This is a genomic window from Acidobacteriota bacterium (assembly GCA_033549365.1).
Lineage (GTDB): Bacteria > Acidobacteriota > Aminicenantia > Aminicenantales > Saccharicenantaceae > JAWSUF01.
In genome coordinates this window covers 129,173-152,588 of the sequence record JAWSUF010000001.1, presented here as the reverse complement: position 1 = coordinate 152,588, position 23,416 = coordinate 129,173, and the positions used below count along the sequence as shown (strand labels likewise).

Genomic DNA, 23,416 nt, shown 5'->3' with positions numbered 1-23,416 from the left:
TTCAATTAAAAAGGACTGCGCCTTCCCCTCGCTCGGCGATCAGATTTTGAAGGTGCCGGACAAGAAGATCCCGGCGGGCGAGCAGAGCCTCGATCTCTTCCGGAGAAAGGAAGGGTTCGAGGGCATTTTTCAGAGAGGCCTTGTCAAGATTCCTGAGCGCCTGGTAAAGGCGGAAGGAACAGCGTTCGATGCCGCAGTCTTCGGGAAGCTCTTTGACCGGCGCGAAGGCATCGCCGAAGTCCACCCGGAACACCTTCCAGTTTTCCTCGACGATCAGCGTGTCGTCGGGTTCGCAGAGAGGGGTGTGAACCAGAGCTTCGAAAACCCGGTTTTCCGCAAGGGCTTTCTCGAAGGCGGCCGGATCGGGCGGCTCGATGTTTTTTCGCCTTCGGGAGGCTTCGGACATGGCGCCCGTCACATAGATCTGAAGGGAACCGGGAAGATCGTCGATCGTCCGGTAAACAACGGGGGGGACGATGTCCAGACCCAGAAGGGTGCTCAGGGCATAGGCTGCGAGCTCATACTGATAGCTCTGGGCCATCAGAGCGGGGCGTTTCCGGTCCAAATGCTTGAAAAAGGCCCGGGATTGCCGTGTTTCGTCGCTCAGCCAGACAATCCAGGGGCCGGTGCGGCCGAGGACCTCGGTGCGTTCGATGTCGACGATCTCGGCCTCCCTTAAAAAGGTTTCGATTTCCCTGCGTTCCTGGGCGGGAGTTGCGGATATGTCTTTCTTGGCTTGAATCTCTGCATAATCCGGAGGCGCCGACCAGAACGAGAACCAGTCATCTTCGATAATGAGGGCGCTCAAGGCGCCGCCGTAATAGGCCGATATTCCCGTGTCGATAATCCAGACGCGTCCCTCGAATCGGGCCAGGGCCTGAGGGGAGACGACGGGACTCAATCCGCGGCCGCCGAAGGGAGTATGAGCGATGACCATGCGGCGGGCGTCGAAGGCCTCCAGAACCCGCAGGAGTTCGTCTTCGAACTCCTCTTCGTCTTTCAGGGCGAAGTCCCGATGCCAAAGGGGGCCGTGGGACTGGTAGACAAGAGTGGGAGGGGGGAGGGTTTTGCCTCCATTCATCCCGACGCCGAGTCCTTGATAGAGTTCGAGCTCCCGGCGGGCGGTATCATTGATCTCCTCGAGTGTCCATTCGGCGTATTCCCCGCTGATTCCGCCGTGGACGAAGAGAATGTCGTTGATCCGGATCACGATGTTCTTCCGGAGGAGCCAGGGACCGTAAACGCTGAGAAAATTTTCGACATAAACGCGATGGGCTGATTGATCCGTCCGGAGAATGTGTGTCCAGAAAGCTCTTAAAAAAAGATCATTTCGGTAGTCGACGGGACGGCCGTCATACTCGGCCCGGATTTTCGGCGGCTGCGTCGCCAGAAAAGCGCGCTGCCGGTCTTGGATGTAGCTCTCCGGCAGAAACGAGAGGAACTGATCGACGTCGATATATTCGGGATAACCGAAGGCGATCCCGGTGATGTTCATTTCCTCATGGTTTCCGATCAGGACGTGGACTTTCCCGCCGGCGGCCTCGGCCTCTTGTTCCAGGCGGATCAGAAGGTCGAAGATTTTTCTGGGGTCCGGTCCCCGGTCCATGATGTCCCCCATCTGGACAAAGTGGGTTTCGCCCGCAGTCCAGCGGAGATCGCTGTCGACGAGACCCGTTTCCCGCAGAATGACGACGAAGTTGTTGTAGTCGCCGTGGATGTCGCCGACGGCGACGATGTTTCGGACTCCGGTCCACGTGCAGGGGATGGACGTCTCGTCGGCTGCGGTCGGAAGAGCCGATAGAAGAAGAGAAAAGACGAATAACCCAAACAAGGCTTTTTTCATAACTCTCTCCCCAATTCATTATATATTAACAAATTCTAAATAATAGTCAAAACGGATATGAGGAAAAAGTGTGTTAATCTATGTTCATGAAAGCCAAAAATATCCTTTATGTTCTTGTCCTGACAGGACTGTTCCCGATTCTGGCCGGTTGCCGGGGCCCTCTTGACGGAGCGGGGGACAATCTTCATTCAAAGGGCGTCAAAACCGGACTCGAGGTTTTCCTGGAAAGCCGACTCGACCTTGTCGAGGGCAAGCGCGTCGGTCTCATCACCAACCCCACCGGTCTGACCCGGGATTTCCGGCCCCTCCCCGGCCTCTTTTCCGGCGAACCGCGCATCGATCTTGTCGCTCTCTACGGACCGGAACACGGCGTCCGCGGAAATGCCCAGGCTGGGGAATATGTGCCGTTTGTCATGGACGAGGTCCTCGGCCTGCCGGTTTTCAGCCTTTACGGTCAGTCCCTCAGGCCGCCGCCGGGCATGTTCAAGGACATCGACGCTTTCATGCGGACCTTCGATACGAGCGATGAAGGCAAACTTCCGGAAGAGGGGATGATCGAGGATGTCGATGTTCTCGTATTCGACATCCAGGACGCCGGAACCCGGATCTACACCTATATCGCGACCATGGCCTATGCCATGCAGGCCGCCGCCGAAACGGGCCTCGAGTTCATCGTCCTGGACCGGCCGAATCCGCTCAATGGTTCGGTCATGGAAGGGCCGGTTCTGGATTATCCGGCCTATAGCTCCTTTGTCGGCCTCTATCCCGTTCCCGTTCGCCACGGCATGACCGCCGGGGAACTCGCCCTTTTGTTCAACGGGGAGTTTTTCGACAAAAAAACGAAACTCACGGTTGTTCCCATGAAGGGCTGGCGCCGGGGGATGGCCTACGACAAAACCGGCCTGCCCTGGGTCATGCCCTCGCCCAATATGCCGACGCTCGACACGGCGACCGTCTATCCCGGCCAGGTCTTCCTCGAAGGAGCCAACGTTTCCGAGGGCCGGGGCACGACGCGTCCTTTTGAGTTGTTCGGAGCCCCCTGGATCGACGGGCGCATTCTGGCCGACTCCCTGAACGGGCTGGGGTTGCCCGGAGTGAAGTTCCGCGAAGCCTGGTTCACGCCGACATTTTCCAAATTCCAGGGAGAGCTCTGCGGCGGGGCGCAAATCCATGTCCTGGATCGGGAAACTTTCCGTCCGTTTGCCGCAACTCTTCATATCCTCAGGGTCCTCATCGATCTCCATCCCGAACAGTTTCACTTCCATGAGGAGTATTTCGACAAGATCATGGGCACGTCCCGCGTCAGAAAAGATCTGGAAGCCGGCCGGACGGCTGAGGAGATTCTGAGAGGGCTTGAATCCGAGATCGCCGCCTTTTCCGTTCTTCGCCGGCCTTACCTACTGTATGACGAGTGATCACGGCGGGAAAGTGCCATTGGGTTGCCGAAACGGCACTTTTCCCATAAAATAGGTGTTCCGCGAATCGGAGAATACCTGAAAAACAAGGAGACCGAAGACATGTCATCCCGTGATTTCGCCTTTGCCCTGGCCAATCCGATGTCCATGATCCTGGATAAACCCGCGGCCGAATTCCAGAGAGCCGATCTTCTCAAGGTCATCGAGGACAAGGGGATCGAACGTTTGAATTTCCATTACACGGCCCTGGACGGAAAGATCAAGGAATTGAAAATCCCGTTGACCGACCGGCGACAGACCGATGCCATTCTGGCCGAGGGGGAACGGGTCGACGGCTCCTCGCTTTTCAAGGGCATGGTCGACACCGGGCTCTCCGATCTCTATGTCATTCCTGTTTACAAATCGGCGTTTCTGGATCCATTCGGAGAAAACTGTCTGCATGTCATCTGCCGCTACATCGGCGCCGACGGCGTTCCGGCCGCCTTCACCCCCGATAATATCCTGGCCGCCGCGGCGGCGCTTTTCCGGAAAAATTCAGGTTTGGAAATCCGGGCTCTTGGAGAGCTGGAATTCTTCCTTCTCCGGGAAAAGGAGATGTCGCTCTATCCCGCCCAAAAGCAGACCGGATATCATGCCGCAGCCCCGTTCATCAAGGGCGGACCGATTCTCGATGAAATTCTGAGGAACATCGCCCGGATCACCGGCGCCGTCAAGTACGGACACAGCGAGGTCGGCTATATCGAAAGCGTGCGCAGCGACATCCCGGAAATCCAGGGCCGCCAGGCGGAACAGATGGAGGTGGAGTTTCTGCCCCTTCCCGTGGAGGAAGCCGCCGACGCCCTCATCGTAGGACGGTGGCTGATCCGGAACATCGCTTTCCGAAACGGCTGCACGGCCACCTTCACGCCCAAAATCGAGGAAGGCGTGGCCGGAAACGGCCTTCATTTCCACATGGATCTCCGTAAAAACGGCCGGAATATCATCGCCGGCCCCGACGGCCGCTTGACGGAAGAAGCCCGGAAACTCATCGGCGGGCTGTGCGCCTATGCGGATTCTCTGACCGCCTTCGGGAACACCGTCTCCTCCGCCTATCTCCGGCTCGTTCCCCATCAGGAGGCTCCGACGAGCATCTGCTGGAGCGATCTCAATCGCAGCGCGCTCATCCGCGTCCCGCTGGGCTGGTCCGGAGTCGGCGACATCGCCCGCAAAGTCAATCCCCGGGAAAAGGGAGCTGCAATCGAAAAGGACAGCCGGCAGACAATCGAACTTCGAAGCCCGGACGGCAGCGCGCTCATCCATCTCGTGCTGGCCGGAATCGTCATGTCCGCCGATTGGGCGTTTCGAAATCCGCCGCTTGCCTCCGAAGGGAACGGTCCTTTGGATCTTGCCGAGCGGCTCTACGTCAAGGGCAATATTCACAAAAACAAGGAAATTCTGGCCAAGCTGCCGTCCCTGCCTTCAAGCTGCACGGCGTCGGGCCGGATTCTTCTCGAGAAGCGCAGCCTCTACGAACGCGACGGCGTTTTCCCCCCGAGCGTCATCGATTATGTCGCCCGCATGCTGGCCGCCGAGGACGACGAATTTATGAACAGCCGCCTGGCCGGCCTTCCGGCGGACGACCGTCTCCATGAATCGCGGCGCATCATGCACAAGGATCTTCACAAGCACTGATCGGAACTTCATGTCCGCCGACGCGATGAGTCCGCGCGAACGCTGGCTGGCCGTCCTGCGGCGGGAAAAGCCGGATCGCGTGCCCATGGATTACTGGGGCACGGACGAGACGACGGAGATGCTCAAGCGGCATCTTGGATGCCCCCGGCTTCGCGATCTTGTTGAAAAACTCCACATCGATCTTGTGGTCAGAGCGGAGCCGCGCTATGTCGGTCCGCCGCTCCCTTCCGGAACGGACGCTTTCGGCCGGGTTTTTCGCTATGTCGAAACCGCGGGCGGTGTCTATGAGGAGTGCGTTTTTCATCCCCTGGCGAATTTCGACTCGCCCGGGGAAATCGAAAAAAACTATACCTGGCCGAGCCCGGACTGGTGGAGTGTCGATGGTCTGGCCGAAAAGATCGAAGAGTGGGCGGAGTATCCCATCCGCGGCGGCGGCTCCGAACCGTTCCTGATCTACAAGGATCTGCGCGGTCCGGAACAGGCGTTCATCGATTTGATCGAAAATCCCGAGATTGTCCACTTCTGTCTGGACCGGCTGTTCGGCCTGTCCCTGGAAAAAAGCCGCCGCGTCTATGAGGCCCTCCCCGGGAAAATCCTGCTGAGCTATGTCGCCGAGGATATGGGAGGGCAGGAAGACCTCATGATGTCGGTCAAGCATATCCGGGAATTTCTCCTGCCGGGAATGAAGAGAGTCATCGACCAGGCCCGCGAGGCCGGCGCCTTCATTTTTCATCACAACGATGGAAATTGCCGGCGGATCCTTCCGGATATGATCGAGCTGGGCATCGATATTCTCAACCCCGTGCAGTGGCGATGTCCGGGAATGGACAGAGAGGGTTTGAAACGGGATTTCGGCTCGCGGCTGATCTTTCACGGGGGGGTCGACAATCAGTCGACTCTTCCTTTTGGGACCGTCGAGGATGTCCGGCGGGAAGTCCGGGACAATCTGCGCATCCTCGGAGAGGGGGGAGGCTATATTCTGGCCCCCTGCCACAATATTCAGGCCATGACCCCTCCCGAGAACATTGTTGCCATGTACGAAACCGGCTGCGCGGAGGGCCGGAACTGAGGCCTCTTCCGGAGATCAACCGCCGGTTTCGCTTGTCTTGAAACGCCGGAGGGTTTTCGACAAACCCCATCCGCTGAGGGCGAAGAGGACCAGCCAGACAACACCCATTCCGGGTTTCCCTGTCAGAAAACTTCCCGTTCCAAACAACCCCGAATAGACGAAGAGACAGCCGGTGAACCAGCCGAAGATGGAATGGGCCAGGCTGTCCGGCGATGGGCCGACGCCCGCGGCGGCCCGGACGGGCTTCCAACCAGGCCCGGCCGGCCGGACGATTCTGTAGAAGTTGACGAGCGTTTCCCGATCGGCCGGCTTCGTCAGGAATGTCACGGTCATCCATACCGCCGTTGTCAAGGCGATGGTCCCCAGCAGGGAAATGTGAGTCGGGACGGCCGTTCCCGTTTTCCGGAGAACGAAAAACGCCGTTGCGGCCAGAAATGAACTGGACATGGCGGCGATTTCACTCCAGGCGTTGATGCGCCACCAGAACCAGCGGAGAAGATAAATCAGTCCCGTTCCCGCTCCCACCGAAAGCATGAGATCGAAGCTTTCCTTGGCCGAATCCAGCACATAGGTCAGAAGTCCGGCCAGAATCATGAGGCTTCCGGTCGCGACGCGTCCGATGAAGACGTAGTGTTTTTCCGAAGCCCCGGGGCGGAGGAATCTGCGATAAAAGTCATGGACAAGGTAGGACGCGCCCCAGTTCAGATGGGTGACGAGGGTGGAGACGTAGGCCGCAAGAAGGCCGGCCACCATGAGACCCATAAGGCCGGCCGGGAGAAATCTCAACATGGCCGGGTAGGCCATGTCGTGTCCGATGAGCCGCTCCGAGACACCGGGGAAAGCGGCCCGGATATCGGAAAGCTCCGGATAAACCAGCAGGGAGGCCAATCCAACAAGGATCCATGGCCAGGGCCGGAGGGCGTAATGGGCGGCGTTGAAGAGCAGCGTGCCCGAAAGAGCATCCTTTTCCGTCCGGGCCGCAAGCATCCTCTGGGCGATATAGCTTCCTCCGCCGGGCTCGGCCCCGGGATACCAGACGGACCACCACTGGACGGCGATCGGAATGATGAAGATGCCGACGGCCGTTCCCCAGTCGCCGAAGTCGGGCAACAGCCGGAGAGTCTGGGGATCGAGCCTTTCCATCAGGCCAGCAAGACCGCCCACCTGAGGCTGTTTCAGGGCGAAGACGGCGGCGGCGATGGCGCCGGTCATGGCGATGCCGAACTGGATCATGTCGATGACCAGGACGCCCCACAGGCCCGAGGTCGCGGCGAAGAAAATGTTGAGGATGCCGCAGATGATGAGGGTCTGCGCCATGGGCCAGCCCAGCAGCACATTGGCGATCTTGACGGCGGCCAGATTGACGGTGGCCATGATGACGCAGTTGAAAATGAGCCCCAGGTAGATGGCCCGGAAGCCCCGGACAAACCCGGCCGGACGTCCGGAGTAACGGATCTCGTAAAACTCGAGGTCCGTCAACACTCCGGAGCGGCGCCACATCCGGGCGTAAAAGAAAACCGTCATCATACCGGTCAGAAGAAACGCCCACCAGACCCAATTGCCGGCGACGCCGTCCTGCCGGACGATGTTGGTGACCAGATTGGGAGTGTCGGTACTGAAGGTTGTGGCCACCATGGAGATGCCGATCAGCCACCACGGCACCGCCCGCCCCGAGGTGAAAAACTCTGTTGTGTTTTTTCCGGCCCTGCGGGCGAAGAAGATAGCCGGAAGGAAACAGACGGCGAGGGAAAGGGCGATGATCAGGGCGTCGATGGAAGTCAGGTTCATGAGAAGTCTCCGAAATTCATTCCGGTTTGCCGGTTGTCGTCATACGGCGGATTCTCTTGACGACATCGACCCGGAAATTTTCGATGTGACGTTCCATGAAGACGGCGATATCGAGAGAGTCGTCCTCGGCCAGAGGCGTCAGATCCATGGCGAAGATCATTTGACCCGATGCGTCGACGGCATGCGTTTGAAAATAGGTGGCGTTCGCCGTCCGACGGCCGATTGTCGCCAGATCGTATCGTTTGCCGCCGGCCACCTGGGAATCGTAAACACCGATGAGGGCCGCCCCAAGACCGGGGTGCCCGTCGACGTCCAGGGCGATCTTGTCCTCGTCGGACAGCCAGTCCAGGCCGCGCCAGACCTCGCAACCATAGACGGCGCGGGGCCGGTCGGATGGGGCAAGGCTTCGAACGGCTTCGAGCGCCACCAGACCGACCGCGACATGAGTGTCGTGCTTGTCGGCGAGGTTGTGGGTGTAGAGGATGCGGGGACGGCAGGCGGAGAGGACGGCGGCCAAATCCTTTCGAAGAGCCGTCCGGCCGTTTCCCTTGACGGCGGCGCTCGGATAGGGAAGTTGGACAAGAAGGCCGTATTCGCCGATGACCGCGGCCTTTTCCTGTTCTCGCCTTCTGACGGCGGCCATCTCTTCATCTGTAAAGTTGCGATAGAGGCCGTCGCGGGGACTGCCCCGCCCGTCGGTGCAGGTTACGCCGCCGAATCGAAGATCCGGGCTCGCGAAACATTCCAGGATCCCATGGAATGCCATGATCTCCAGATCGTCCTGGTGAGCGCCGATTCCCAGATGGGTAATCCTGGAAAACGCCGCGTCATCGGACAGCCCGTCGGGATCGAAAACTTTGGTTTCGGGCCATTGAAAAATCATGATCCGTCTCCCTTGCCGTCCGCGTCGCGGGATAGACTTGGCAGGCCGGCTGCCGCCACGGCCTGTCCGACGCGGCGGGTCTTGTCGTCAAGCAGATGAAGCCGGATATTCCGGTTTGTTTCCGGAAATTCCGCGGCCAGGATATCCCTGGCCCGGGCGAGAATGATCTCCCCGCCTTTTCCGGACATCACCCGCCCGAGAAGGAGCAGGTTCCGGAAGTCATAAAACTCCCGATAATAGGGGAGAGTATAGCCGAGATAGACGCCGATCGTCGAAAAGACCAGATCCGCCTGCTCCCCGCCTTTTTCGGCCATCTTCTGGACTTGGACCAATCTCTCCGGGAGACGCATTTCGGACGGGAAGACCAGTTCCGCACGGCGGGCCAGCCGGTCGACGGCCTGCTGGGAAAAGTAATTGACGCCGACGCCCCGGTCGCCCGACCATTCGTCCCTGGGGGCCTCGGGATTCAGATCGACCGGTGCGAAGGCCAGCTCATTGAGCCAGCCGGTCAGCCGGCCTCCGGGATCGACATAGCCGCCGGCCAGGCTGGATCCCATGGCGCAACCCAGAACGCCCGCCTCTCCCAGGGCCATGCGGCCGGCCAGGGCCGTGACTTCGCCGTCGTTGACAACGACCAGGGGAACGTTCAGGTCTCTGCGGATGTTGTGAAACATCGGGCGGATTTTATTTTCAAAATCCGCCTCGCCGACCGATCGGAAGAGGGAGGCGACGCGCGGCCGGCTGTCGATATAAATTCCGGCGGCGCTGCCGCCGACGGCATCGACCCGGGGCAGGGCCGCGGCCGCCTTTTGAAGACCCGAACGAATATGGGTTTCGTGGTAGGCCGGGTCGGACTGCTCGCCGGGATTCCAGGGAATTTCTTCGCTGAAAACGGCCTTTCCGTCCTGAACGGCGGCGATCTTGTAATCGCTCGCACCGAGGTCGAACCCGATCCGGCAGCCGTCCGTATACCCGCCGATATGAAACGGGTCGGACGTTTCCCGTGGAAAATCGTGGCTTTCGGCCGCATGGACTTCGAAGGGGCGGCTGTAGACGCGGGCCATCAGCCCTGCGTCGAAAGCGCGCGGCCCTTCCGCTGCGTAAGCCTGACCGAGAATCCCGGCGGCCGCCTGAGTCCCGTGAAAGACGATTTTCCAACCGCCCCGCGACCAGAGAAGGAACTTGGCCGTTCTTTCGACCAGCCGGCACGTGGCCTCCTTGTGGAGGTCTTCGGGAAAAACAGACCATTCGAAGACCGCGGTGAGTTCGTTTTCCCGTTCGATGGCGATTCGGGACTGGACAGTGGATCGCGAAGCGCGGACTTCCTCTCGATAGGTCCGCCAGGCGAGAACCGGAGGACGAAATCCGGGATCCAGGGGCGGGAGGATTTTCGGGACGATGTCCAGAATGTCCGGGAGGCGTCCGTTTCGTTCCGGGCATGTATCGCGCATCATGACTTGGTTCTTTGAAAACCTGCAGGGGATTATAGCACAGCAAAAAAAAGCTAGGCAGGAGATGTTTTTTTTTATAGAATGATCCCTCAATCCATCAATTTGAGCGAACGGAGGCTTTGCATGGAAAAGTCGGCGGAAATGGTCAAGGCGGTCGATAAAGCCAAAAAAATCCTCAAGGATTCGGCTCCCGCCCGGTTCACGGTCCTGGGCATGATCAGCGTGCTGATGTTCGGCACGTACTGGTTCCAGGATGCCCTCGGACCCTTGAAGGGGTTATTCGAGAGTCAGTTGGGCTTCACCAGTTCGCAGTTCGGGCTGCTCATCAGTTCGGCCACCTGGGCCAACCTGGCCCTGATGATCATCGTCGGCGGCATCGCCCTGGACCGCTGGGGCATCCGCAAGACCGGGATCGTCCTGGCCTTGATTGCCACCGTCGGCGCTTTCATGGTCGCTCTCGGCAGCATGGGCGTTTTCGGATCGACCAAGAACTCCATGCTGATCTCCATGATCGGCGGCCGGATTCTCTTCGGCGTCGGGCTCGAGACGACCTGCGTCCTGATCCAGAGGACCATCGTCAAATGGTTCAAGGGCAAGGAACTGGCCTTCGCCATGGGGTTGAACGTCGTTGTCGGCCGGCTGGGCAGCTTTTTCGCCATTTCCTTCGGTTTGGACATCGCCGGAGGCCGGATCAGCACGGCCCTCGTGACCGCGGCCTCGATCATCGGCGTGGGCACGCTTCTTTTCCTGGCTTACCTCATTTTCGACATTAAGCTGGACAAGCAGATGGGCGCGAGGGCCGAGGCCTCCGAGGAGGACAAGTTCAAGTTCAAGGACCTGGTCGAGCTGCTGACCGACCGCTCCTTCATTTTCATCTCCCTCCTTTGCGTCGCTTTCTATTCGGCCGTCTTTCCCTTCCTCCAGTATGCTCCGGATCTTCTCGTCAACAAGTTCGGCTTCACCTTCAGCATGCCGGACCTCGGCGGGATGACCCTTTGGGAAAAGATCGGCGCCTATCTCCAGAATGGGCCCAAGGTCAGCGGCCTCATCCCGCTGGGCACCATTCTTTTTACCCCGATTTTCGGGCGTCTTGTGGATAAAAAAGGGAAAGCGGCGTCGCTCATGGTCCTGGGTTCGTTTCTTCTCATCTACGCCCACATCACATTGTCCCTTCTCAACAGCGTGATTCTCGGCTACACCGGTCTCTTCGCGCTGGGCGTCGCCTTCTCGCTGGTGCCGGCAGCCATGTGGCCGTCCGTGGCCAAGATCGTGGCCGAAAAACGGTTGGGAACGGCTTATGCCACCATGTTCACGATTCAGAACTACGGCCTTTCGGCCTTTTACTGGGGAATCGGCAAGGTCCTGGATCTTTCGAATCCCGAAGTCCTGGCCAAAATCCAATCCACCCGGGAAGGCCTGATCGCCCAGGGTTTGGATGAAGTGGCCATCGCCGCGAGAATCGAAGAGATGCGGGCCATCGGAGAAATCCCGGTCTACAACTACACGGTTCCCATCCTGATGCTTGTCGGCTTGGGGGTCATTTCCATTTTCCTGGCCTTCCAGCTCAAGCGGGCCGACGTGAAACAGAATTACGGACTGGAGAGGCCGTCGGGCAGTTAGAGGCCGCCGCCGTTCCATGACAAGAGGACTTCGTCTGGCCCTGGCCTTGGCCGGAATCCTCGCGGGTGTCATCCCTCAAGTCCTTCCGTCTTCGGAAAAACCGGTCGAAAGACCGTTGGCCGTCGGTCAGGAAGCCTCGGGTCCCTGGTGGATGAGACCGACGGCTCTTTCTTCCGAGGGACATTTCCTCGGCCTGAAAAACAGGACTCTTTGGAAAAAAGCCCTGGATCTTCTTCCGGGAGAAAGCTTTTTTGTGGATGAGAGGGGAATTCCGAAAGATCGGATCCTCATCCGAAAGGAGACGGTGGCCCTCGATCCGGACGATCCGATCGAAGCCATCGTCTGGGTGATCGACGACGGCGAGGACGGCAGCCTTTCGGCAGGCGGGGATTTCCTGAATGACTGTTATGTCGTCGATTTCGACTGCGACGGCATTGTGGATCGGATCGTCGACTATATCGAGGGGGACGAAAACGGATCACCGAACGAAGTCGAAATCCGCGAATTCGAAAACGGAGCCCTGAAAAGCGTTCTTGTTCTGAGGGGCGATCTTAAGGAAGACGGGCCCTGGAGATTCTCCGGATACGATCTTGTCATCGACCGGAACGCTTCTTTTCCGGAAAACGCCGTTCTTTACCGGAATCTGTTTGACCCGGACGGCGGCCGCTGGATCGCCGCCGGGCTTTGTCCTTTGACCGCTTCGGAGATCGAGCCGGGTGCCGGACCGAGGACCGTCTATCGCATCCATGTTGACCCTGTTAAGCCGGATCCCGACAACGACCTTGACGGACAGGGAGGAGTTTCGATTCGCGACATCCAGATCGGCTTCCTTTTCGGGGAGCCGGAAAGCGGGACGTTGCAAGCGGGTTTGGCGATGTCCGGACAAACGTTATTCGAGGCCGCCGCCACGGCCGTTTTCCATCCGAAGCGGCGGCCTCCTCAGGAAACCGTCGCCATTCTTCCAGAAACGCTGGCCGAAACCTCGGCCGGATTTCCGGCCGGGGAAACCGGATTTTCCTGGCGGGAAGGGCCCGATGCCCGAGTGTCCGGGGCGGAGACGGCGTCCGGCACGATATCGGCCGAGCTCTGGGACGATCTGTTCTGGACCTGCGAACGCCGCTCCCTGAAAGGGGCCGGAATATCCCGAAGGGACTGGAATATCCGGCGGGAATGGAGCGGACGTCCGTCCGAACACAGGGAGTACTATTACAGCGGCGTCGATCGGAAAATCCATCTTGTCGGTGCCGAGGAGGGTTGGATACGGGTTGGGCATTTCGCGGGACTTGGGGATACGGGGGAAATCCGGATGTACGACACCGACGGCAATGGATTCTTCGACCGTTGGGAATTTCATCTTCCGGGACGAGCCCGCCCGATTTTTTCGGCATCCGTTCAGGATGAAAAGGTCCGGCGGCTCGGTTCCGATCTCGAAGAGGCGGTGCTTTTTTACCGGGCGGAGGCTCTTCCCGAAACGCTTGCGGAAAACGGAATCATTCTGGAGGCCATCCGGTCTTTTCGTGATTTCGATCTTCCGGTCGAATTGACGGCGGCGGCCGCCGGAGGATCGGACATCGAAAGGCGCTTGGCTCAAGATGTCCTCAGGGATCTGGCTTTTTTCCGCCTCAGGGATTTTCTCTCCACGCATTCCGCCCAGGCCCTGATCCAAGATTCCCGGGAAGGCGCCTCGGAATATTTCGAAAGGTTTCTCGGAATCCGGCCGCCCGCCCGGGGCCGGCTGCCCGGTGAATCCGGCTGGACGGGAGAACAGGCCTGGACGATCGCCGGTCTTTTGGCCCGGCTCGAAGAGGCCTATGGGCAGGGAAATTACACCGCCGCCGCCGGCTGGATCGCCCGCATCAAGGATGCGATGAGATTACAATAAGGAGATCCCATGACATTCAAGAATCTTCTTGTCCTCTATGTTTTGGCGCTGGCCGTATTTTTCGTCATCGACATGATCTGGCTGGGTTTTGCGGCCAAAGGTTTCTACCGCAATCAACTGGGTTCTCTGCTGAGTCCGAAGGTCAACTGGACGGCGGCCATCCTCTTCTATCTGCTCTTTATTGTCGGGTTGCTCGTCTTTGTCATCGAGCCGGGATTCTTTAAAAGCCCGGGAGCCGTTTTTGTCAAGGGCGCGCTGTTCGGTCTGATCGCCTATGCGACCTATGATCTGACCAACCTGGCCACGCTCAAAGACTGGCCGCTCAAGGTGACCGTTGTGGACTTGATCTGGGGAACCGTTCTGGGTGGAGCGGTTTCCGTACTGACCGTCCTCTTCGGACGCATGATTATCAAGACCTGAATATTTCGACCCGGTTCAGGATAGAATTCCGGCGATCTCCCGGACGAGGGTCTTGTTTCCGAGATAAAGGGCCGTCCTCTGGTGATGGTGGCCGGGTTGGATATCCAGAATGGACCGGCCCGTTTCATCCACGGCGTCTCCTCCGGCTTCGCAGCACATGAACGCCGCCACCGCGCCTTCGTACATCAGGCGGAGTTTGCCCTGCGGCCGGTTTTTCTTGGGGTCGGGGTGATTGACGATGGCCGGATACATGAACAACCCGCCGTTGGTCAGGATGCGGTGAAAGTCTCCGGCCAGCGCACCGAGATAGCGGAAGGCGAATCGTTTCTCGTTGGCCTCGATCCAACGGAGGATCTTCGGAGAGAAGGTGTCCCGGTTGGCTGTATTGAAGGACAGTTCCCAGGTCTTGGGGTTTTCGGGAAGCATCATCCGCGTGGGGCGGACATAGTTCATGGTTTCGTCGATGTGAAAACGCCAGCAACCGGCGTCCTTCAAAGCGATGGTGAACGTTCCGGTGGGAATGACGAACATCCCGGCGGCCCGGAATTCGTTCCCTGCGCGAAGATGGCAGTCTTCTTTTCCCTCCAGATTGCGCTTGGCGATCCCGAAAAGAAAACCGATGGGCAGGTTGTGAGGGACGTTGGATGACCCGTCCATCGGGTCGTAATAGACGAAGTAGCGCCCGCCCTCGACGTTCATCGGGATGACATCCTCGTCCTCTTCGCTTACGGCCTGGATGACGCGTCCCGACCTCCGGAGATAGTGCATCACGACTTCGTCGGCGATCTGGTCCATTTGAAGGACCTGTTCCCCCTGAACATTCACGGAACCGGCCAGGCCGAGATTGCCCCGCAGGGCGCCGGTCAGATAGTAGTGCTGGATTCTCTTGGCCGCATTGAGAATCGCATTCATGAGAATGAGAAAATGATAAGTCCGTCGATGCCGCTCCTGATGATCGAGAAGAAAATCCATGAATGTTTGATCGAATTGAAGCATCTCACCTCCTTGTGACTTCATGCTTATCACACGGGAGATGAGAGGTCAAGCGGCCGAAGATTTGACTTCCCCTTTTTACGGGGCGTACAATCCTTGTTTTAATCGATCATGACGACTCAAAACGACGGACGTGCTCAGGACTTCTGGAACAGGGATTTTCTCGTCGCCCTGGCGGGATACTTTTTTCTGTTCATGAGCGTGACGCTTTTTTTTCTCTTTCCTCTCTTTCTTGAACAGTTCCAACCGTCGAAAAGCCGGGTCGGATTGATCATGGGTGTCCACAGCGTCATGGCGATTTTGATCCGGCCCCTGTTCGGGCGCCGCATTGATGTGCGGGGAGGACGGAAGATTTCTCTTGCGGGACTGGCCTTTCTGATCCTTGTCCTTCCGATGTTCCATCTCGTGAAGGATGCCGGGTGGCTGCCCCTTCTGCTCCGGGCCGGGACAGGCTTCGGTTGGGGCATCGCCATGACGGCCACGATCTCGATCTGTTCCGACATGGCGCCCGTCGACAGGCTGGCCCGGTCCATGGGCGTCATCGGCATCGCCGGCCTCGTGGCCAGCGCCGCGGGCCCTCTGCTGGCCGAGTCCCTGATCGCCCGATTCGGGTTCGGTGCTCTGTTTAACGTCAGTCTGGTTTTTCTGGTCGCCTCTTTTCTGTGTGTCGCATTGACGCGCGACGGCCTCCGGATGGATCAAGACCGCCGGCCTTCCGACCTGCGGGGACTTCGGCGCATAGGACCGATCATCCTGATTGTTGTTGCGGCCATGCCTGTGTTTCACGGCGCCGTCCGCGGCGCCATGATCAACTTCATCGCCCTCTTCGGACGCTCGGTCGGCGTTCAGCGCATCGGTCTGTTTTTCGTGCTTTTTTCCCTGGCCGCCATCATCACACGTTTCGGCCTGTCGGATCTTTCGGATCGCTACGGCCGGAAGAAGGTGATTTTCCCGGCCGCCGTCCTGGTTGCCGCAAACCTGGTGTTTCTGTCCCAGGTCCGAAGCCCCGCCGCTTTCGCGGCGGCGGGATTTTTCGGAGGCCTCGGCCAGGGGCTCATCTTTCCGGCCTTGAGCACGTACATCATCGATTTTCTGGGCCGGAACAACAAGGGGTTGGCCATCAGCCTTTATCTGTCATTCTTTGATGTCGGGATGGGCTTGGGATCGCCGTTCTTCGGCTGGGTGTCGGACAGGGCCGGGTACAGAACCATGTACCTTGCGGCCGCCGGACTTCTCGTCCTGGCCACCGCGATCTTCATGCGGAAGGCTCCCGCAACGGAAATCAAAGAGAATTAAAAATTCATTGAAGGGAGGTCCGATATGTGCGGTGAGTCATGTCTCGACCTGATTTTCGGAAGGAGGACGATCCGCCGTTTCGAACAGGAACCGGTGTCGAAGGTCCACCTGGAGACCATTGTGAATGCCGGCCGCCTGGCGCCGTCGGCGGCCAATCTCCAGCCTCTGGAATTTGTCGCCGTGGACGGAGAAGATCTTAAACCGCGTCTGTTTTCCTGTCTGAAGTGGGCGGCCTATATCGCGCCGGCCGGAAATCCGACTCCGGGGCTCGAACCGGCGGCCTATATCGTCACCCTCGTCAACACGGCTGTCAGGGTCGATATGTTCGAATACGACGTCGGGGCGGCCGTGCAGAATATGACCTTGGCGGCTTTGTCCCTGGGCTACGGAAGCTGTTGGCTTCTGAGCATCGACAGAGACCGGATTCGGGACATCCTGGGCGTTCCACAGGATTACCGGGTGGATTCCGTCCTGGCCCTGGGCCGGCCCGGGGAGGATCCCGTCGCCGAAGAGATGACGGATTCCCCCCGCTACTGGAAAGATATCGAAGGCCGCCTCCACGTGCCGAAAAGGCGGCTCCGCGATATTTTCCACGAAAACGGGTTCCGGAAAATTCCGGACCGATAGATCTCGAAATCTCAGGGGGCGGCGCCGCCTACGGTCATCTCGCCGACCATGACGGTCGGTCCGGAAAACGGACTGAGGAAATCCAGGTCGTTCCCCACGGCCGCGAGATTTCTGAGCAAACCTTCGAGATTCCCGGCAATGGTGATCCCGGCCACCGGGTGGACGATTTCCCCTTTCTCAACCCAGAGTCCGAAAGCGCCGCGGGAGATGTCACCGGTCACCGGATTGAGTCCGTGTCCGAGGGTTCGGGTGAGGATGAGTCCCCGGTCGAGCGAAGCCGCGATGTCCCGCGGATCCCGTTTGCCGGGCTTGAGGTAAAAATTCCCCGGACTCACCCCTGAACCGTCGGAATTCCCCGTGGACGCCAGTTTGAGTTTCCGGGCCGCGTAGGTGTTGCAGAGAAAAGATTTTAAAATCCCCTTGTCCACGACGACCGTCCGCCGGCAGGGAAGGCCGTCGGCATCGAACGGCCGCGTTCCCGGACCTCCGGGTCTCAACCCGTCGTCGATCACGGTCACACGGGCGTTTCCGATGCGTGTGCCGAGCCGGTCGGAGAGAAAGCTCGCCTTCTGATAAACGGCTGTTCCCGAAACACAGGAAAAAAGAAAACCGAGAAGCCAGGATGTCTCCATCGGTTCAAAAATCACGGGCACCGAACAGGTGGGGATCTTTCGGGGATGGAGCTGGCGCAGGGTCCGTTCGACGGCGATTCGGGCCACGGTTTCGGGGGGATCGAGATCCCGGAAACGGCGGCGGGCGGAGAACCAGAAGTCTTCAACGAGGGCGTTTCCGCTCCCGGCCTGGAGTCCGACGCTCAAACTGCAAAATGTCTGCCGGAAACTTCCGGAAAAACCTCTGGAGTTGGCCAGAATCGTGGTGATGGCCTGGGTGGCGCAGCCGGCCCCGTAGGAATTGACAATCCGTTTGTCGGCCAGGGCGATCCGTTCGGTTCGACGGGCCAGTCCGATCTTTGTTTCGGCATCGAGATTCTCCACAACAGGGTCGTGAAGGTCAAGAGACGAAATGTCGATTTTCAAACCTTCACAAGGGGCGAGGCCGGAACATCCATCAGGCTCCGACAACCCGGCTCTCCGGACGGCGCCGCGGACAAGGGCCCGCAGAACATCCGGCGAAAGATCCGAGGATCCGGCCCCGGCCGTTCGCTTGTCCTTGATGACGCGAAGCCCCAGGGATGTCGAATCGGCCTCGACAAGATTCTCGATGCGCCCTCTGCGGAGATCGACCTGGAATTCACGGCCGTCGGAGATCGAAACTTCGATTTCGTCGGCGCCCCGGCTCCCGCCGTAGTCGACGAGATCCTCGGCCAACCCGGCGAGATCCTGAGGCCGGGGAGGGCGGATCATCGCCCCCCCACGGTGATCGAGGAGATTTTCAACGTCGGACAGCCGTCGGTTACGGGAACATCCTGGCCTTCCTTGCTGCAGGTTCCCGTCGGAAGTCCGAACTCGAGATCGGAACCGACCATAACGAGGCCCTTGAGCACATCGAGATTCGATCCGATGAGCGTCGCCTGCCGGACGGGGGCGCCGAGCCGGCCGTTTTCGATAAGATATCCCAGACTGACGGAAAATGTGAATTTTCCGGAATCCTCAACCTGGCCGCCCTGGATTTTATCGACATAAAAACCCCGGCCGACGGATTTCAGGATTTCCTCGGGGGCATACTCGCCGCGCTCGATGTAGGAGTTGGCCATCCGGGGCAGGGGAAAACAGCCGTAGTCCTGTCTCCGGCCGTGTCCGGTCGGCGGACGCTTCATGAGGCGGGCCGAGAGCCTGTCCTGGAGGAAACCGACGACGACGCCTTTTTCGATCAGAGTCGTCCGCCGGGGGATCGTGCCCTCGTCGTCGACGGCATAAGATCCCCGGAAAAATGGAATGGTCGGATCGTCGCGGATGGTGACGGCGGCCGGGGCGACGGATTTTCCCAGCTTGTTCCAGAAGACCGAGGTTTTCTTGCGGTTGAAGTCGGCTTCGAGGAGATGCCCGACGGCTTCGTGAATGAGAACGCCGCTGTGTCCCGGGGACAGAACGACCGGCATATCTCCGGCCGGGGCATCGACGGCGTCGAGTAGAATGAGGGCTTCCCGGGCGGCGTCACGGCCGATTCCGGCCGCCTCCCGACCGCCGGAACCGAAAGCCTCCAGCCCCATGCGCCCGCCCCCTCCGGAAAAGCCGATTTCCCGGCGGCCGTTTTTTTCCGCGATGGCCGTGCAGGTGAGTCTGACGAGCGGACGGACATCCCGGGCCTCGAGGCCTTCCGAATTGGCGATCGAAACATATTGGAGACTGTTCTGGAAGCTCACGGACACTTTTTGGATCTTGGAAGAACAGAAACGGGCGGCATCGTGGACGATCCGGACAAGCCCGATTTTAGCGCTCAGGGAGGACGCGTGGGCCGGCCGGCCGGCACCGTAGATTCCCGGTCGAGTCCGGACTCGGCGGAGGGGCGCGGGAGGACCGGGGTTGAGGCGCCCTGAAGCAACCGCAGCCGCGGTCAGGGCGGCCGCCCGGATCCGTTCCGGGGTCGGATCGTTGGTATAGCCGTATCCCGTTCGATCGCCGGAAATCACCCGGATGCCGAGGCCCCGGCTGATCGATTCCCCCGTCTCTTTGATGATGTCTTCTTCCATGTGAATGGACGTCCGGAAACGGTGTTCACAGAAGATTTCGGCGAACAGGGCGCCTTTGGACAGGGCGGTTTCCAGGATGGAAGACATGTCTTTCCGCGAAAGACCGAAATGATCCACCCAGGAAAGATGGTCCGTCCGCTTCATGTCTCTTCGGGTTTGCGGCGGGCGGATCGCCTCAGCCAGGGAAAAAGGAGGATGATCAAACTGGCGATGCCGAGGGAGTATTCGAAAACATTGGTCAGAAGATGGACGCCCAGGCCGCTGATGATGGCCAGGCCTTCGTCGATGCCCATGAGACTGAACGTCAGGGCCCAGGCGGCCTCCCAGGTGCCGAATCCGGCCAATCCTTTGACGGGAAGGACGGAGGTCAGTTCCGCGCCCGTGACGCCCAGGATGAGTTTGAAAAACCCGAATTCGGCGAAGGACACGCCGTGGGAATGGAGCAAGGCCAGGACCAGAAAAGACAGCGCCGCGTACTTGGCGCCCCGAATCAGAAACGACAGGCCGAAGAGGGGGATGTCGATGCGCCGTTTTTTCAGATCCTTGAGCGAAAGAGAGGTGGCCCGGAGCTTTTCCCGGAACATGACGGCCCAGGCCCGCGCATCGAGGCGGAATAGGGAAAGGACTTTGCCGAAAACAGATGTGAAGAGGTCGATGAATCGGGGAAGTTCGATCAGAATGATGATGAAAACGGCCGAAAAAGCCGCACCCAGCCCCGCCAGAATAGGGGAGGCCAGCGGCGAGGTGCCCAGGCCGACAACGGCTGCGGCCAGGATGACAAAAGGTCCGAGTGTGATGAAATCCAGAACAAGGGAGGCGAGAAACGCCGATGTCGCGGATTCGAAAGGAAACCCCAAGCGGCGGTTCATGATCAGGATGAACGACAGGGAACCGATGCGTGCCGGCAGAAGATCGACAAAGCTGTTTCGGATGAAGGTGACCATCAGGATGTCGGGCCAGGAGATCGTGCGCGGATGGAGGAGGATCTTATAACGCCAGGCCCGGAGGCCGGCGCCGGCCAGGGCGGCCGCAATATAGGCGGCCAGGGCCGGACGATGAATGTCCCGGATGGTCCGGACCAGATCCCGGGTTTCAATGCGGGAGATGAGGATGCCGATCAGCAGAATCGAGACAACGGCCGAAACGGCCAGCGTGATGATTTTTTTTGTTCGGGATGTCATTTCAGAACCCATTTTACTCGAAACGGCCCGTCCTGCCTACTTTTTTGGGATCCGGCCCGGCCGCGGACGGCCTTAAGGCGTCGGGTCTATCCCGCGCCGTGAGAGAGCCGCGTTGACTCATGCCGGGTGACAACCTATAATCGTCGGCGTGAAGCTCAACAACAAAGATTTCGATGCGGTGATCCGGACCGCTCTTCTGGAAGACCTGCCCCAAGGCGATGTCACCTCCGAAAGCATTGTTTCCCCGGAAGACCGGGCCGAAGCCGTTTTTCTGGCCAAGGAAGACGGTGTTCTGGCCGGTTTGGATGTGGCCCGAAGAGTCTTCGATCGGATCGATCCCGAAGTCCTGTTCACGGACCATGCGGCCGACGGCGCCGCGTTCCGGTCCGGAGACATCCTGGCCCGGGTCGACGGCCGTTCGCTGTCGCTTCTCAAAGCCGAACGAACGGCCCTGAATTTTCTCCAGAGGCTGTCCGGAATAGCCACGGAAACACGCCGCTATGTCCGCGCCGTCGAGGGGACGGGAGCGAAGATTCTGGACACACGAAAGACGACCCCGGGACTCCGGTTGCTTGAAAAATACGCCGTCCGGATGGGCGGCGGCGCCAACCACCGTTTCAGCCTGTCCGACATGGCGCTGATAAAGGACAATCATCTCCAGGTTGCCGGAAGCATTTCCGAGGCCGTCCGGCGTGTCCGGGAAAAGACGGGGCGGGATACGCGGATCGAGGTCGAAGTCACGGACCCGGCCGGAGTCCGCGAAGCTCTGGCCGCCGGTGCGGATGTCATCATGCTGGATAATATGACCCCGGAGCGCATCCGGGAGGCCGTGGAATTTGTCGCCGGACGTGTGCCGCTCGAGGTTTCCGGAAAAATAACGCCGGAAAAAGCCCGGGACGTCGCCCGGCTGGGTGTCGACTTCATCTCTGTAGGGGCCCTGACCCATTCTTATCGGTCCGTGGACATCAGCCTGGAATTCGAGGATGAGACATGAAAGACAACAGAGAAGACATCCATGCCGATGTTCTTGTGATCGGTTGCGGCATCGCCGGAGCGAGTGCGGCTTTGGAAGCCTCCCGTGCCGGTCTGAATGTCGCCGTGATCGCCAAAAACGGAGAACTCCGGGAATCCAACACCTACTATGCCCAGGGCGGCATTGTCTCTCTCGGCCTGGACGACTTCCCCGAGCTTCTACAGGAAGATATCATCGAGGCCGGCGACGGCATTAACAATCCCGATGCGGTCGCCCTTCTGGCCCGGGAAGGAAAGAAGAAAGTCGAGGACATCCTGATCGGCGAATTGGCCATTCCCTTTTCGCGGAGCGCCCCGGGCACGCTCGACTATGCCCAGGAAGCCGGTCACAGCCGCCGCCGCATTCTGCATGTCAAGGACACGACCGGTCAAACCATTGAGGAAAAGTTCATCCAGGCTCTTCGGTCAAATCCCCATGTCCGTCTTTATCCCGGCCACACCGCCGTGGATCTTCTGTCCGTTCCCCACCATTCGCAGGATCCCATTGCCTATTACCGCGATCCCGTCTGTTTGGGCGCCTATGTTCTGGAGAACGCCACCGGCCGCGTCAAGAGATTTTTCGCCCCCCGGACGGTTCTGGCCACAGGCGGATGCGGGGGTGTTTTCCTTTACACGTCCAACCCGCGATCGGCCGACGGCGGAGGGTATGCCATGGCCCTTCGGGCCGGAGCGCGCATCGTCAATATGGAATACATCCAGTTTCACCCGACATCCCTCTACCACCGCGATGTCGACGGATTTTTAATTTCCGAAACCGTCCGCGGCGAGGGAGCCCGTCTGAAAACCCGTGACGGCAAAACCTTCATGGAAAAATACACTAAGCAGAAAGAACTGGCTCCCCGCGACGAAGTCACCCGGGCCATTTACGAGGAAATGGTCAATACGGATTCGGCCTATGTCCTGCTGGATCTCCATTCCTATGCCCGGGTCGACATCCGCAAGCGGTTTCCCAATATTTACAAAACCTGCCGGAGATACGGCATCGATATCACCCGGGAACCCATTCCTGTTGTTCCGGCGGCGCACTACTGTTGCGGAGGCGTCATGGCGGATGAATGGGGGCGAACGTCGCTGGCCGGCCTTTACGCCGTCGGTGAGGTTTCCTGCACTGGTCTCCACGGCGCCAACCGCCTGGCCTCGACGTCTCTTCTTGAAGGTCTGGTCTGGGGCATCCGGGCCGGACGCCACATCGCGGAAAACAGCCCGGCCGCGCTTCCCGTCAAGCCTTCAGGCATTCATCGCTGGTACTATCCGAAAAAAGAGGAGGAGGTCGATCCCGCTTTGGTCAACCAGGATTGGCTGACCATCCGTTCCACCATGTGGAACTATGCCGGCATCATCCGAACCCGGAAGCGGCTCGACAGAGCCCGGGCCGACCTCGAGTACCTGCGTCACAGGATTGAGAAATTTTACCGTCAAGCCCGCATGGAACCGTCCGTCGTCGGACTCAAGCACGGCATCCAGGTCGCCCTCATGGTCACCCATGCCGCATTGAGCAATCCGGTCAGCCGGGGATCGCACTATATCGTCAACGGATCGTAGAGTTCCGGGCATTCCCCGGTAACTCATGGAAGCCTGATCGGGAATTGGGATTG

The 23,416-nt window shown here is 59.4% G+C and carries 18 protein-coding genes; 10 read left to right on the top strand and 8 right to left on the bottom strand.

Annotation, left to right across the window (positions count from 1 at the left end):
• Position 1 precedes the first annotated feature (1 nt).
• On the bottom strand, positions 2-1,843 hold the full coding sequence (locus SCM96_00620; protein ID MDW7759126.1) for a metallophosphoesterase: 1,842 nt from the start codon (positions 1,841-1,843) through the stop codon (positions 2-4).
• An 86-nt stretch (positions 1,844-1,929) separates the two neighbouring features.
• On the opposite strand from SCM96_00620, the gene SCM96_00615 reads away from it, so the two are divergent.
• The 3 genes from SCM96_00615 (at position 1,930) to SCM96_00605 (ending at position 5,998) form a co-directional block, all read left to right on the top strand.
• Positions 1,930-3,258, top strand: a complete 1,329-nt coding sequence (locus SCM96_00615; protein MDW7759125.1) for a DUF1343 domain-containing protein — start codon at positions 1,930-1,932, stop codon at positions 3,256-3,258.
• 102 nt (positions 3,259-3,360) lie between these two features.
• Positions 3,361-4,929, top strand: coding sequence for a glutamine synthetase family protein (locus SCM96_00610; GenBank protein MDW7759124.1), 1,569 nt, complete (start codon positions 3,361-3,363; stop codon positions 4,927-4,929).
• 10 nt (positions 4,930-4,939) lie between these two features.
• Complete coding sequence (locus tag SCM96_00605; GenBank protein ID MDW7759123.1) at positions 4,940-5,998, top strand: uroporphyrinogen decarboxylase family protein; 1,059 nt, start codon at positions 4,940-4,942, stop codon at positions 5,996-5,998.
• A gap of 15 nt (positions 5,999-6,013) precedes the next feature.
• Here the strand turns inward: SCM96_00605 and SCM96_00600 are convergent, their stop codons facing one another.
• The 3 genes from SCM96_00600 to SCM96_00590 are packed head-to-tail and all read right to left on the bottom strand — an operon-like array spanning position 6,014 to position 10,123.
• Positions 6,014-7,786 (bottom strand): sodium:solute symporter family protein, encoded by a 1,773-nt coding sequence (locus tag SCM96_00600; protein MDW7759122.1) that lies wholly within the window; start codon positions 7,784-7,786, stop codon positions 6,014-6,016.
• 16 nt (positions 7,787-7,802) lie between these two features.
• Complete coding sequence (locus SCM96_00595; protein ID MDW7759121.1) at positions 7,803-8,669, bottom strand: PIG-L family deacetylase; 867 nt, start codon at positions 8,667-8,669, stop codon at positions 7,803-7,805.
• The gene (locus SCM96_00590; protein ID MDW7759120.1) at positions 8,666-10,123 is read right to left on the bottom strand and encodes an ROK family protein; all 1,458 of its coding nucleotides are present in this window, start codon (positions 10,121-10,123) and stop codon (positions 8,666-8,668) included. The genes SCM96_00595 and SCM96_00590 overlap by 4 nt, the downstream gene beginning before the upstream one ends.
• 120 nt (positions 10,124-10,243) lie before the next feature.
• Here SCM96_00590 and SCM96_00585 point away from each other — a divergent pair, with 120 nt between their 5' ends.
• The 3 genes from SCM96_00585 to SCM96_00575 are packed head-to-tail and all read left to right on the top strand — an operon-like array spanning position 10,244 to position 14,042.
• Positions 10,244-11,740, top strand: coding sequence for an MFS transporter (locus tag SCM96_00585; GenBank protein ID MDW7759119.1), 1,497 nt, complete (start codon positions 10,244-10,246; stop codon positions 11,738-11,740).
• A 16-nt stretch (positions 11,741-11,756) separates the two neighbouring features.
• Positions 11,757-13,622: a hypothetical protein gene (locus SCM96_00580; GenBank protein MDW7759118.1), complete on the top strand. Its 1,866-nt coding sequence runs from the start codon at positions 11,757-11,759 to the stop codon at positions 13,620-13,622.
• Between the two features lie 9 nt (positions 13,623-13,631).
• Positions 13,632-14,042, top strand: coding sequence for a DUF2177 family protein (locus tag SCM96_00575; protein MDW7759117.1), 411 nt, complete (start codon positions 13,632-13,634; stop codon positions 14,040-14,042).
• Positions 14,043-14,057: 15 nt separating this feature from the next.
• Here the strand turns inward: SCM96_00575 and SCM96_00570 are convergent, their stop codons facing one another.
• Complete coding sequence (locus SCM96_00570) at positions 14,058-15,038, bottom strand: class 1 fructose-bisphosphatase (GenBank protein ID MDW7759116.1); 981 nt, start codon at positions 15,036-15,038, stop codon at positions 14,058-14,060.
• A gap of 108 nt (positions 15,039-15,146) precedes the next feature.
• On the opposite strand from SCM96_00570, the gene SCM96_00565 reads away from it, so the two are divergent.
• Both SCM96_00565 and SCM96_00560 read left to right on the top strand, forming a co-directional pair.
• Positions 15,147-16,331, top strand: a complete 1,185-nt coding sequence (locus SCM96_00565; GenBank protein ID MDW7759115.1) for an MFS transporter — start codon at positions 15,147-15,149, stop codon at positions 16,329-16,331.
• Positions 16,332-16,355: 24 nt separating this feature from the next.
• Positions 16,356-16,958, top strand: a complete 603-nt coding sequence (locus SCM96_00560; GenBank protein ID MDW7759114.1) for a nitroreductase family protein — start codon at positions 16,356-16,358, stop codon at positions 16,956-16,958.
• Between the two features lie 11 nt (positions 16,959-16,969).
• Here the strand turns inward: SCM96_00560 and SCM96_00555 are convergent, their stop codons facing one another.
• From SCM96_00555 to SCM96_00545, 3 genes are read right to left on the bottom strand one after another with little or no spacing between them, the layout of a single operon-like run.
• Positions 16,970-18,322, bottom strand: coding sequence for a TldD/PmbA family protein (locus tag SCM96_00555; GenBank protein ID MDW7759113.1), 1,353 nt, complete (start codon positions 18,320-18,322; stop codon positions 16,970-16,972).
• Positions 18,319-19,752 carry a TldD/PmbA family protein gene (locus tag SCM96_00550; protein MDW7759112.1) on the bottom strand — a complete coding sequence of 478 codons (1,434 nt, stop codon included), beginning with the start codon at positions 19,750-19,752 and terminating at the stop codon, positions 18,319-18,321. Before SCM96_00550 ends, SCM96_00555 begins: the two co-directional genes overlap by 4 nt.
• The gene (locus SCM96_00545) at positions 19,749-20,789 is read right to left on the bottom strand and encodes a lysylphosphatidylglycerol synthase transmembrane domain-containing protein (protein ID MDW7759111.1); all 1,041 of its coding nucleotides are present in this window, start codon (positions 20,787-20,789) and stop codon (positions 19,749-19,751) included. Before SCM96_00545 ends, SCM96_00550 begins: the two co-directional genes overlap by 4 nt.
• Before the next feature lie 148 nt (positions 20,790-20,937).
• Here SCM96_00545 and nadC point away from each other — a divergent pair, with 148 nt between their 5' ends.
• Positions 20,938-21,783 (top strand): carboxylating nicotinate-nucleotide diphosphorylase, encoded by an 846-nt coding sequence (gene nadC / locus SCM96_00540; protein MDW7759110.1) that lies wholly within the window; start codon positions 20,938-20,940, stop codon positions 21,781-21,783.
• Complete coding sequence (gene nadB / locus SCM96_00535; GenBank protein ID MDW7759109.1) at positions 21,780-23,363, top strand: L-aspartate oxidase; 1,584 nt, start codon at positions 21,780-21,782, stop codon at positions 23,361-23,363. Before nadC ends, nadB begins: the two co-directional genes overlap by 4 nt.
• Positions 23,364-23,416 lie beyond the last annotated feature (53 nt).

What these genes read in the sequence shown, in the direction of transcription:
- SCM96_00620 (MDW7759126.1), bottom strand. Translation starts at nt 1,843, where the DNA reads ATGAAAAAAGCCTTGTTTGGGTTATTCGTCTTTTCTCTTCTTCTATCG.
- SCM96_00615 (MDW7759125.1), top strand. Translation starts at nt 1,930, where the DNA reads ATGAAAGCCAAAAATATCCTTTATGTTCTTGTCCTGACAGGACTGTTC.
- SCM96_00610 (MDW7759124.1), top strand. Translation starts at nt 3,361, where the DNA reads ATGTCATCCCGTGATTTCGCCTTTGCCCTGGCCAATCCGATGTCCATG.
- SCM96_00605 (MDW7759123.1), top strand. Translation starts at nt 4,940, where the DNA reads ATGTCCGCCGACGCGATGAGTCCGCGCGAACGCTGGCTGGCCGTCCTG.
- SCM96_00600 (MDW7759122.1), bottom strand. Translation starts at nt 7,786, where the DNA reads ATGAACCTGACTTCCATCGACGCCCTGATCATCGCCCTTTCCCTCGCC.
- SCM96_00595 (MDW7759121.1), bottom strand. Translation starts at nt 8,669, where the DNA reads ATGATTTTTCAATGGCCCGAAACCAAAGTTTTCGATCCCGACGGGCTG.
- SCM96_00590 (MDW7759120.1), bottom strand. Translation starts at nt 10,123, where the DNA reads ATGATGCGCGATACATGCCCGGAACGAAACGGACGCCTCCCGGACATT.
- SCM96_00585 (MDW7759119.1), top strand. Translation starts at nt 10,244, where the DNA reads ATGGAAAAGTCGGCGGAAATGGTCAAGGCGGTCGATAAAGCCAAAAAA.
- SCM96_00580 (MDW7759118.1), top strand. Translation starts at nt 11,757, where the DNA reads ATGACAAGAGGACTTCGTCTGGCCCTGGCCTTGGCCGGAATCCTCGCG.
- SCM96_00575 (MDW7759117.1), top strand. Translation starts at nt 13,632, where the DNA reads ATGACATTCAAGAATCTTCTTGTCCTCTATGTTTTGGCGCTGGCCGTA.
- SCM96_00570 (MDW7759116.1), bottom strand. Translation starts at nt 15,038, where the DNA reads ATGCTTCAATTCGATCAAACATTCATGGATTTTCTTCTCGATCATCAG.
- SCM96_00565 (MDW7759115.1), top strand. Translation starts at nt 15,147, where the DNA reads ATGACGACTCAAAACGACGGACGTGCTCAGGACTTCTGGAACAGGGAT.
- SCM96_00560 (MDW7759114.1), top strand. Translation starts at nt 16,356, where the DNA reads ATGTGCGGTGAGTCATGTCTCGACCTGATTTTCGGAAGGAGGACGATC.
- SCM96_00555 (MDW7759113.1), bottom strand. Translation starts at nt 18,322, where the DNA reads ATGATCCGCCCTCCCCGGCCTCAGGATCTCGCCGGGTTGGCCGAGGAT.
- SCM96_00550 (MDW7759112.1), bottom strand. Translation starts at nt 19,752, where the DNA reads ATGAAGCGGACGGACCATCTTTCCTGGGTGGATCATTTCGGTCTTTCG.
- SCM96_00545 (MDW7759111.1), bottom strand. Translation starts at nt 20,789, where the DNA reads ATGACATCCCGAACAAAAAAAATCATCACGCTGGCCGTTTCGGCCGTT.
- nadB (MDW7759109.1), top strand. Translation starts at nt 21,780, where the DNA reads ATGAAAGACAACAGAGAAGACATCCATGCCGATGTTCTTGTGATCGGT.